Below are 10,925 nucleotides of genomic sequence, written 5' to 3' on the forward strand. Positions count from 1 at the left end.
GCGGCGTGGCCCTGGATTGGCGCTGTCGAGCTTCACCTGCCTCTTCGTGTCACTGCCCTTCTCTGCCCCCTAAAACCCTCGAACAAGAGCAGAGTATGACGAGCCTGAACGATCAAAGCGGCGGCCAGCTGTCCAACGGCTTCAAACCGCGCCACGTAACCATGCTGTCCATTGCCGGGATCATTGGCGCGGGGCTGTTCGTCGGCTCCGGCCATGCGATTGCCGCCGCCGGCCCCGCCGTCATCCTCGCCTACCTGGCCGCCGGCACCCTGGTGGTGCTGGTGATGCGCATGCTTGGCGAGATGGCCGTCGCCAACCCCGACACCGGTTCCTTTTCCACCTACGCCGAAAAAGCCATCGGGCCCTGGGCCGGCTTCACCATCGGTTGGCTGTACTGGTGGTTCTGGGTGCTGGTGGTGCCCATCGAGGCGCTGGCCGCCGGGCACATCCTCAACCAGTGGTTTCCCTGGTGCGACACCTGGATCTACGCCCTGGCGTCGGTGGTGCTGCTGAGCATCACCAACCTGTTCGGCGTCGACAAATACGGCGAGTTCGAATTCTGGTTCGCCCTGCTCAAGGTCACCGCCATCATCGGCTTCATCGGCTTCGGCGCCGCCGCGTTGCTGGGCTGGCTGCCGCTGCATGAAGGCCCCGGCATCGTCAGCCTGATGCGCGAGCACGGCGGCTTCGCCCCCCACGGCCTGACCGCGGTGGTCGGTGCGTTCATCACCATCATGTTCAGCTTCATCGGCACCGAGTCGGTGACCATCGCCGCCGCCGAGTCGGGCGAGCCATCGCGCAACATCGCCAAGGCCACCCGCTCGGTGATCTGGCGCATCGGCGTGTTCTACCTGCTGTCGATCATGGTGGTGATTTCCGTGGTGCCCTGGAGCGACCCGGCACTGGCCAGCGTCGGCTCCTACCAGCGCGCCCTGGAGCTGCTGCAGGTACCCCACGCCAAGCTGATCGTTGACCTGGTGGTGCTGGTGGCCGTGACCAGTTGCATGAACTCTTCGATCTACATCGCCTCGCGCATGCTCTACTCCCTGGCCCGCCGCGGCGATGCGCCCGCAGCGGCGGCCAAGACCTCAGGCAACGGTGTGCCGCGCCGCGCCGTGCTGGGCACCGCCGCCGTCGGCGCCTTCATCGCCGCCCTCAACCATTTCGCCCCCGCCAGCCTGTTCGACTTCCTGCTGTCCAGTTCGGGCGCCGTGGCGCTGCTGGTGTACCTGGCGATCGCCGTGTCGCAGCTGCGCATGCGCCGCACCCAGGGCGACGCCCTGACCTTCAAGATGTGGCTGTTTCCCTGGGCGACCTATGGGGTGATCCTGTTCATCCTGGCAGCGATCGCCGTGCTGCTGTTCACCCCCGACCACCGCGCCGAGGCCACCAGCACGCTGATCCTGGCGCTGGCGGTGTCGTTCGTGGGCATCATCACCTGCCGGCGGCGCACGGCCACGGCAGGCGCGGCGGTGAAAGCGCCGGCCTGAGTTCCACGCCGCCCCGGGGCTGCGCACGCCATGTATCGGTTTGTATCTGGCGCCGCCAGCGATACGCAGTGCTACCGGGGCGGCCACTGGCGACACATCGGCAACACATCAAGCGGGCCCAATGGCCACGTCGACACCGTTCGACCCCACGCCCACTTGATAGGACATCCGCCATGCCCACTGCCGCCAACCATAGCCTCCTCGCCCTCGCCCTGCTCATGGGCCTGGCCGGCCCTGCTGCCGCCGACACCGCCGCGGACGCCATCCGCCCGTACCACGTGCACGTGGACGAGCAACAACTCACCGACCTGCGCCAACGCCTCGCCGCCACGCGCTGGCCGGACAAGGAAACCGTCGCCGACACCTCCCAGGGCGTGCAACTGGCCCAGGTGCAGGCGCTGGTGAAGTACTGGGGCGACGGCTATGACTGGCGCAAGGCCGAGGCCCGCCTCAATGCGCTGCCCGAGTTCATCACCACCATCGACGGCGTCGACATCCAGTTCATCCACGTGCGCTCGCGCAACCCCCATGCCATGCCGCTGATCCTGACCCACGGCTGGCCCGGCTCGCAGTTCGAGTTCCTCAAGGCCATCGGCCCGCTGACCGACCCGGTGGCCTACGGCGGCCGCGTGGAGGACTCGTTCGACGTGGTGATCCCGTCCATTCCCGGCTACGGTTTTTCCGGCAAGCCCACCGAGCTGGGCTGGGGCCCCGAGCGCGTGGCCAAGGCCTGGGACGTGCTGATGAAACGCCTGGGCTATAGCCATTACGTATCCCAGGGCGGCGACCACGGCTCGGTGATTTCCGACGCCCTGGGCCGCCTGGCGCCGCCCGGGCTGCTGGGCATCCACCTGAACATGCCGGCCACGGTGCCACCGGAGCTGGTCAAGCCAATCAACAGCGGCGACGCCCCGCCCGCCAGCCTGGGCGGCGCCGAGCGCGACGCCTACAGCGCGCTGAGCACCTTCTTCGGCCGCAATGCCGCCTACGGCGCCCTGATGGTCACCCGGCCGCAGACCATCGGCTACCTGCTGTCGGACTCGCCGGCCGGCACTGCGGCGTGGATGTACGAGAAGTTCGCGGCCTGGAGCGACAGCGACGGCCACCCCGAGCGCGTGCTGAGCCGTGACGAGATGCTCGATGACATCAGCCTGTACTGGCTGACCAACACCGGCGCCTCGGCCTCGCGGTTCTATTGGGAGAACAACAATAACAACTTCAGCGCCGCGGCGCAGAAGACCGCCGACATCAAGGTGCCGGTGGCGATCAGCGTGTTCCCCCACGAAATCTACCGCGCGCCCAAGCGCTGGGCGCAGCGCGCCTACCCATCGCTGAGCTACTTCCACGAAGTGGCCAAGGGCGGCCACTTCGCCGCCTGGGAGCAGCCGCAGCTGTTCAGCGAGGAACTGCGCGAAGCGTTCCGCCCGCTGCGCAAATAATGGCCGCCCGTAACAGCTGCCGTCAGGCGGCGTCTGCTTCACGCGGTGCATCAGCTTTACCGCAGCGGCCGTGACGCGGCCTGGGGCCGCTGCTACGGGAGGTTGGCGTAGCAGCTGCCGGCAGGCGGCGTCTGCTTCGCGCGGTGCGCCAGGTTTACCGCAGCGCCCGTGACGCGGCCTGGGGCCGCTGCTACGGTAGATCGGCGTTCACGCGGTGGGCCCGGTTTACCCGTGGTTTCAGTGCAGGCCAGCCTTGCGCAGTTCCGCCACGTCCGCGGCCTTGAGGCCATAGTCGGCACCACCGAACTGCTTGCCCACGTAGTTGGCCAAGTTCGCGATCTGCTCGTCCGTCAATGAACGACCAAACGCCGGCATCACCACCTTGTCGTTGCCCATGTCACGCTGCACACCCTGCAACATCACCAGCACCAGGTTGTTGGCGTTGTCGGCGCCCACCACACTGTTCTTGTACAGCGACGGGTAGTAGCCATTGCCGATGCCGCCACCCGACCACTGGTGGCAGCTGGCGCAGTTGCCGCTGTACAGGTTGGCGCCCTCGGCCTTGATCGGCGCACCACGCACCGCCGCCAGGGAGGCAATCGGGGCGCCCTGCTCGCTGCGCGCCTTGTCGATGTCGTTGGCTTGGGCCGGCACGCTGCGCAGGTAGGTGACCATGGCCTTGAGGTCGGCCTCGCTCAGGTGGCGGGTGCTTTTCTCGATCACTTCGGCCATGGGGCCACCGGCTTGGGCGCGGCCCGGCACGTTGCCGGTGCCCAGGTAGCGGATGATCTCGTCATCGCTCCAGCTGCCGATGCCGTCCTGCTTGTGGCTGCTGATGTTGAAGGCCTTCCAGCCGGCAAGGTCGGCGCCGGCGAATTTCTTCGAGTCCTTGAGGCCCATGGTGATGTCGCGCGGGGTGTGGCACTGGCCGCAGTGGCCCAGGGCGTCGACCAGGTAGGCGCCGCGGTTCCACGCCTCGCTCTGCTGGGGCTGCGGCTTGAAGCGGCCTTCCTTGAAGTTGATGAGGTTCCAGAACATCAGCGACCAGCGCTGGTTGAACGGGAACGGCATCTGGTTCGCCGGCACCACGTTGTGCACAGGCGGCGTGCTCATCAGGTAAGCCTTGATGGCCAGCACATCGTCGTCGGTCAGCGCGGTGTAGTCAGTGTAGGGGAACGCCGGGTACAGGTTCTCGCCGTCCTTGCCCTTGCCTTCGTGCACGGCGCGCAGGAACTGGGCGTCGGTCCAGTTGCCGATGCCGGTGTCCTTGTCCGGGGTGATGTTGGGCGAGAACAACGTGCCCATGGGCGTCTTGAACGGCGTGCCGCCGGCGAACGGCTGGCCGCCCGCGGTGGTGTGGCAAGCCTCGCAGTCGGCGGCGCGGGTCAGGTACTCGCCCTTCTTGATCAGCGCGTCGTCGGCGTTGGCGCCCAGGCTTGCCAGGGACAATGCGGCGACCAGCAAGGTGATGCAGTGTTTAGTGGCTTTCATCACAGGGCTCCTCAGGCGCGCACTTCGGCAAGCAGCTTGTCGCCCAGGCGCACGGCCAGCGCCACCAGGGTCAGGGTGCAGTTGACGTTGCCGGCGCTGGCCATCACGCCGCTGGAGGCGATGAACAGGTTGGGATGGTCATGGCTGCGCAGGTCGGCGTCCACCACCGAGTCCTTGGGGTCGTTGCCCATGATCAAGGTGCCCATGATGTGGTTGTTATTGAAGTAGGTGTCGAAGTAAGTCACGTCGGTGCCGCCGAACAGCTCGGCAATCTTGGCGAAATGCTCGCGGCAGACCACGGCGGCCTTGTCCACGTACTCGTCGACGAAGTAATGCACCTCGGGCTTGGGGATACCCAGGGCGTCGGTTTCGGTGTCGCTGGCACGGATGCGGTTGTTGGGGTTGGGCAGGATGTCGAAGAAGCTGTTGACCATCATCCAGCGCGAGGCCACGTCGCGAATCTGCTCGTTCAGCTCGTCACCCACCAGGCCCTTGCCCACCAGGTATTCGGCCACCGGCCGCACCGGCGAGTAGTTGCCGACGTTGATCTTCATCGACGAGCGCTCGTTGCGGAAATCACCGTCGCGCAGGTTGTTGATGCACGACAGGCGCATGGGCCCGCGGCCTGGCCACAGCGGTTCGTTGGCCAGGAAACGGACGCTGGTGCCGGGGTGGTCCATCAGGTTGCGGCCCACCTGGTCGGAGCTGTTGCCGATGCCGTTGGGGTTTTTCTCGCTCTTGCTGATCAGCATCAGCTTGGGCGTTTCAATGGCGTTGGCGGCCAGCACGAAATGCTTGCCGGTGACGCGCACGCTGGTCTTGTCCGGGTTGTAGTAATGCACGGCGACGATGCGGTTGGCGTCATCGTGCTCGATGCGGTAGACCACGGCGTTGACGATCAGCTTGGCACCGGCCGCTTCCGCGCGGCGCAAAGCAGTACCGCCGTCGTACTGGGCTTCGATCGGACAGATCGGCATGCAGTTGCTGTTGCCGCAGCACGCCGGGCGGTCCTCGAAGGCCACGCTGTTGCGGCCGGCCGGTTCCAGCACGGCTTCGTAGCCGGCGGGCGCCACCACGTCCTTGAAGCGCTGGTCCAGGTAGGACATTTTCAGCGGCGGCAACGGGTACGGCTTGCTGCGCGGCGAGCCCAGGTCTTCGGCCGGGCCGGACACGCCCAGCTCCTGCTCGGCTTGGCAGTAGAACGGCTCCAGCTGGTCGTAGCTGATGGCCCAGTCGCGGCCCACGCCGTACTTGGTCTTCATGCGGAAGTCGTTGGGCAGCAGGCGCCAGGCCTGGGCCGACCAGTGCCAGGTGGTGCCACCAGCAACGCGCAGGTAACCGGCCTTGTAGGGGGTGGGGCCCTTCTGGATAAAGTAGCCGTTGTCCTCGGGCGAGTACTGCGGGTGCGGGGCGTGCTCGGTGGGTTTGTACGGGCTTTGCAGGTCGCCCTTGAAGGCGGAGTTGCGGTAGCTCTCGACGATTTCCCAGCGCTGGATGCGCGGGCCGGCTTCGAGCATCAGCACGTCGATGCCGGCGTTGGCGAGTTTGCGGGCGATCTGGCAGGCGGCAATGCCCGAACCGACGATCACCACGTCAGCGGAAGTTGGTGTGGTCATGATGGCTCTCGGGTCAGTTGGCAGGCAGCGGGTACGGCTTGGCTTCCCAATACCCCGGCGCACCGCGGGCATAGGTGGGCAGCACCACCATGTCTTTGATCGGCGGGTACATCAGCGCCTGTTCATAGGCATACGCCTGGTTGCCAACCACCCCGAGGTACCAGGCACGGGTAATCAGGGCCGGCACGAGGGCCAGTTCCTTGTGCTGGGCGGTGATATCGGCGGTGAGGTTGCGGGTAGCCTGGCCACGCTGGGCCAGCCACTGCTTGAAGGGCGCCAGCAGGCGGGTGAAGTCGGGGTTGCCCTGGCTCAAGGCCGCGAACAATACCCGGCCCAGCGCCGGGTCCAGCACCTGCTGGCCACACAGCGGCTGGGAGATCGCCATGAACAGGGCGAAATCATCCTGCGCCAAGGTGTCGGCCAGCACGCGGCCCAGCGGTGACAGGCTGAAGGCGGCCGAGGCCGCCATGGCCACGGCACCCGCCCTCAGCACGGCACGCCGGCTGAATACATCAGAGTCTGATAAGGAGGTCATGTTTTTTTTCTCAGGCACACGGCAAGGTAAATCTAGTTCTTCTGGGGAGACTGGTCAGGTAGCCCACGGGAAATGCCCGCATTGTTTAGGTAACTACCTGGTTCGTCTAACGCGTAACGGGTATCCAGCCATGCGTTTTGTTTATGCCGTGAAACAATCCCTGCTTAAAGATTCATGCTATGCCGCTGGGTTTGCGCATTCGATTTCACGGTCGGCTAGCGGCACACCCAGCCACGCTCGATGGCCGGCGCGAACAGGCGCCGGTACAGCGCTTCCAGGCCATCGAGCAACCGCCGTTGCAGCGTGGCCGCGTGCAGCACCGCCACCACCAGCCAGTAGCAGGCCACCGCCACCACCAGCGAGCCGGCGATGTCGAAGGGGAAATGCACGCCCAGGTAGATACGCGCCAGCCCTACCAGCGCGCCCAGCGTCAGTAGCAGCCCGCCCAAGGCCTTGCGCCAGGTACAGAGCCCCAGGCCCACGGCAAAGAACACCACGGCGTGGTCGCTGGGGAAGGAGGTCTCGGCGGCGTGTGCCAGGTAGGTGTGGCCCAGGGGGATCATGAACGGCCGCGGGTGCATGAAGCACAGGCCGATCAACACATTGCAGCACAGCGCCAGGCCGGCGGTCTGCGCCGCCATCAGCACCGCCGCGCGGCAGGCGCGCGAGCCCCACAACCACAGCGCCAGCAGCAACAGCGCTACCCCACCGATCAACCACTGGGCGACGGCCGTGGCCAGGAACAGCATGATGTGCGGAGGGTGTTCGCCGGCATTGAGCCACATGAACAGCGTGCGGTTGAAGGCTTCCATCGGTACGGCTCCAGCGAAGACGAATGAGATAACACTTCGCCAGCATGCGCACTGGGCGGTCAAAAGCAGGTGAAAGGCTGGTCACAAACCCGTAGCAGCGGCCGCTGCGGTAAACCTGGCTCACCGCGTGAATACGCCGATCTTCCGTAGCAGCGGCCGCAGGCCGCGTCAGTGCCTGCTCAACTGAAGACAATACGCGCCACCAGGCCGTGGGGCACGCGGTTGAACAGGGTCAGGGTGCCGTTGTGCGCCTGCACGATGTCGTTGACGATGGACAGGCCCAGGCCGACGCTGCCGGGGCGGTCGCCGCGCGAAGGGTCGAGGCGGAAGAAGGGTTCGATGACGTCCTTGAGCCGCTCCGGGGCAATGCCCGGGCCGTTGTCGGCGACCTCGACGGTGATCACCCCGCCCACCACCGTGGCACTGACGGCCACCTGGGTGGCGAAGCCCAGGGCGTTGTCGATGAGGTTGCACATCACCCGCTGGATGGCGTCCGGGCGGCACTGGAAACGCAGCTGCAGCGGGCCGTCGTAGGCGATGTGCGCGCCGGCGTCCTCGTAGTCGTCGCACAGGGTGGACAGCAGCGCGCCCAGGTCCAGCCATTCCTTTTTCTCGGCATGCGAACTGCTGCTCAGGTACGCCAGCGCCGAAGAAACCATGGTCTGCAGCAGGCTGATGTCGCGGATCAGCTTGTCCCGGGAGATCTCCTTGCGGTCGGTTTCCAGTTGCAGGCGCATGCGCGTCAGCGGCGTGCGCAGGTCGTGGCTGACCGCCGCGAGCATGCGCGTGCGGCCCTCGATGGAGGCGGTGATGCGCTGCTGCATCAGGTTGAAGGCATGGGCGGCGCGGCGAATCTCCAGCGGCCCTTCCTCGACAATGGGCGCCACCACGATGTCGCGGCCGAAGGCCTCGGCCTGGTCGGACAAGCGCCGCAGCGGGCGCACCACGCGCCAGGCGGCCCAGGCCGACAGCGCGGTCACGCCCACGCACAGAAACAGCAAGGCACCGAAGAACGGAAAGGAAAACCGCGGTGGCTCGCGCTCGATGCGCATGGTGCGCACCTCCAGGGTCTGCTCGCCCAGGGGCACCAGGATCTGGATATTGGCCTGGTCGGCGTCGGGGTTGCAGGCGTGGGCGCTCACCGGTTGCCCAGGCCCCAGTTCGTCGCGCAGGGCCTTCTGCAGGTCGCGGGAGTTGAGGTTGGTGTCCGGGCACGGGGTAATCGACGGCTGCAGGGTCATCTTCAGGCCCAGGGCCTGGGCCGAGGCCTGCACGTACTGGCGCTGTTCGGGCGGGGTGGCGCGCAACATCTGCACCAGGTTCGACACCCGGTAGGTGGTCTGCCATGGCCACGGCGGGCTTGGCGGCCCGCCGGGCAGGAACAGCAGGCCCAGGAAGACCAGGAAGGTGACCACGGACGAGCCGGTCACGATCGCCAGGATCTGGCCACGAATGGTGCCGAAGTGGCGCAGTATCATGAGTCCGTCATGGAAGGCTGGTTCAAGGGGCGGCTACCGTGATGGGGGTGGTTTAACGTCGGTAGGTGGAGTGTGCGCCACCCTGGCGGTGCCGCGCACCGCCATTGCATGTCAGGGTGGATACGTTGCCTGATGAACAGCACTGCACCTGTAAGTTCTGACAGTATCGCCGCCTGGGTAACCGGCATATCGTCCGGCTTTTCCCCAAACGAGTGCACAATCATGTCGATTAATCATAGCAACCTTGCTCACCCTGGCGAACTGGACCTTGAGTTTGGTGACAATGGCAGAAGCGTGCTGCCGGCCTTTGCTGACCAGGACAGGATGACAGGTGGCCTGTGCTTGGCGGCCGGTGAACATTTTTTTGTGGCCGCGCATGCCAGCGAACGACTCATCGCCAAATACGCCCTGTGCAAGTTCCGGCCCGACGGGGCATTGGAAACTTCCTTTGGCGGAAACAGCGGCTTTATCCTGGGGGAATATCCCTCTGAGAGAAACGCCCAAGGCGAAGCGGTACGCACTCAAGCCCATGGCGGTCAGGAAAAAATTGTGTTGGTGGGTAGCGCCTTTCCTCCGCAAGTGGAGTTTGGCGTGCCCGTTACACTCTGGGTCAGCCGTTTCAGCGCCGATGGCCTCCTCGACCCCGGGTTCGCCGACCAGGGGCATCGACGCCTCGATGTCGCGGGCCATGCCTATACCCAGGGCTCCGCTGCGCTCTTCTGTGACGACCAATACACTTATGTCAGTGCCACTTTCCAATCGTTGACGCAGGCGGCCTCGTTTGTCAGCCGGGTGTTCCGCCTTGACCTCGAGGGCAACCTGGACCCTGCTTTCAACGGCACCGGCTTTGCCCACATCCAGCACTCCGGTTCCCCCACGCGCATCAGTGCCATGGCCGTACTCCCCCGCGCACGGATCTTGCTGGCGGGAAGTGCCAGCATGGCGAATGGGGAACACGGCCTGTTTGCAAGCCTGAACGACGACGGTACACCGGACCGCTCCTTCGGTGACGGCGGCTATGCGGCGTTCCAGGCAATAGGCCTGCACACAGAACTGCATGGGTTGGTCATTACCCCGGACGGCAAGCCCTTGGCCGTGGGCCGTACGCGGTCAGAGAACTCGACGAGCGATAATCTGGGCCTGGTGTACCGGCTTAGCCAAGAGGGCCAGCCAGATATCGACTTCAACCAGGGAAACCCAGTCCTCACCAGCCTGGGCCATACCGTACCGGGTGGTGGTTGGCTGGCAGCGATCCTCGACTCCTCCAGTTTGCTGGTGACGTTGGGCGCGGCGCCTAACGTTCATGGTGGAGAGTCGTTCGTGCTCGGACGCTATTCCATTGATGGAGCCCTGGACCCGAGCTTCGGTGTGGAGGGCCTTGCCTACGTGGACCAGGACAATATAAGCACCATCGCGCCTTATTCGCTCATCCAGCAAGCTGCGTCACGACGCCTGGTCGTTGGGTTGAACTACTTGAGCCCCCAGGGCTTCACCGGCCATGTGGCTGGCGTGCACGGCATGAGTGGTGCGGACCTGCCTACCAGGTAGTCAATCATGCCGCCGTCCGTGGCGACGTGGCGATGGCTGCAAACCGCCCCACCACAGGCTACGCTACACCCGTGCCCCTGCCAGAAAGGAAAACCACATGCCAAGCACCTCTATCGCCCTGAAAACGGCGCTCCCCGCACTCGCGTTGTTGCTGGCAGCCTGCGCCGCACCGCCGCCACCGCCCGGCCCGGACTTTTCGGTGGTGCGCTTCAGCCACGACAACCCCGACGAAATCGTCGGGCAGAAACTCGATGGCAAGAACACCGAGGACGGCAAGTCGTTCAAGGTGAAGGCCGGCTCCCACGACCTGGTCGTGGTGGTGCAGCGCCAGGACACCAACGGCAAGATGCAGTACTGCTTCGCGACCTTGCAGTACGCCAACTTCAAGGATGACGAGGTCTACAACATTCACGAGGACCGCCTGGGCCGCAAGGTGTTCCTCCAGCTTCGCCGCCACACCGAGGTGCTGGCGACGAACGAAGGGCCGTTGAACTGCTCACCCGGTAGCTGATGCCC

The 10,925-nt window shown here is 65.5% G+C and carries 9 protein-coding genes; 4 read left to right on the forward strand and 5 right to left on the reverse strand.

Annotation, left to right across the window (positions count from 1 at the left end):
* The first annotated feature begins 95 nt into the window (after positions 1-95).
* Positions 96-1,490, forward strand: coding sequence for an amino acid permease (locus tag RAM80_RS02125; protein ID WP_416424585.1), 1,395 nt, complete (start codon positions 96-98; stop codon positions 1,488-1,490).
* A 218-nt stretch (positions 1,491-1,708) separates the two neighbouring features.
* On the forward strand, positions 1,709-2,929 hold the full coding sequence (locus RAM80_RS02130; protein WP_416427399.1) for an epoxide hydrolase family protein: 1,221 nt from the start codon (positions 1,709-1,711) through the stop codon (positions 2,927-2,929).
* A gap of 237 nt (positions 2,930-3,166) precedes the next feature.
* Here RAM80_RS02130 and RAM80_RS02135 read toward each other — a convergent pair whose 3' ends face one another.
* The 5 genes from RAM80_RS02135 to RAM80_RS02155 form a co-directional block, all read right to left on the reverse strand.
* Positions 3,167-4,420: a c-type cytochrome gene (locus RAM80_RS02135; RefSeq protein WP_416424586.1), complete on the reverse strand. Its 1,254-nt coding sequence runs from the start codon at positions 4,418-4,420 to the stop codon at positions 3,167-3,169.
* A gap of 11 nt (positions 4,421-4,431) precedes the next feature.
* Positions 4,432-6,036 carry a GMC family oxidoreductase gene (locus RAM80_RS02140; protein ID WP_416424587.1) on the reverse strand — a complete coding sequence of 535 codons (1,605 nt, stop codon included), beginning with the start codon at positions 6,034-6,036 and terminating at the stop codon, positions 4,432-4,434.
* 13 nt (positions 6,037-6,049) lie between these two features.
* Positions 6,050-6,571, reverse strand: a complete 522-nt coding sequence (locus RAM80_RS02145; protein WP_416424588.1) for a sugar dehydrogenase complex small subunit — start codon at positions 6,569-6,571, stop codon at positions 6,050-6,052.
* 215 nt (positions 6,572-6,786) lie between these two features.
* The gene (locus tag RAM80_RS02150; protein WP_416424589.1) at positions 6,787-7,383 is read right to left on the reverse strand and encodes a phosphatase PAP2 family protein; all 597 of its coding nucleotides are present in this window, start codon (positions 7,381-7,383) and stop codon (positions 6,787-6,789) included.
* A 179-nt stretch (positions 7,384-7,562) separates the two neighbouring features.
* Entirely contained in the window at positions 7,563-8,861 is a 1,299-nt protein-coding gene (locus tag RAM80_RS02155; RefSeq protein ID WP_416424590.1) for an ATP-binding protein, read from the reverse strand.
* A 132-nt stretch (positions 8,862-8,993) separates the two neighbouring features.
* Here RAM80_RS02155 and RAM80_RS02160 point away from each other — a divergent pair, with 132 nt between their 5' ends.
* Together RAM80_RS02160 and RAM80_RS02165 are read left to right on the forward strand one after the other, a co-directional pair.
* A complete protein-coding gene (locus RAM80_RS02160; protein WP_416424591.1) occupies positions 8,994-10,409 on the forward strand; it encodes a hypothetical protein in 1,416 nt (471 codons plus the stop codon).
* A 97-nt stretch (positions 10,410-10,506) separates the two neighbouring features.
* On the forward strand, positions 10,507-10,920 hold the full coding sequence (locus RAM80_RS02165; RefSeq protein WP_416424592.1) for a hypothetical protein: 414 nt from the start codon (positions 10,507-10,509) through the stop codon (positions 10,918-10,920).
* The last annotated feature ends 5 nt before the right edge of the window (positions 10,921-10,925 follow it).

It is taken from the genome of Pseudomonas sp. App30, from assembly GCF_047947025.1.
In the GTDB taxonomy this organism is placed as follows: Bacteria; Pseudomonadota; Gammaproteobacteria; order Pseudomonadales; family Pseudomonadaceae; genus Aquipseudomonas.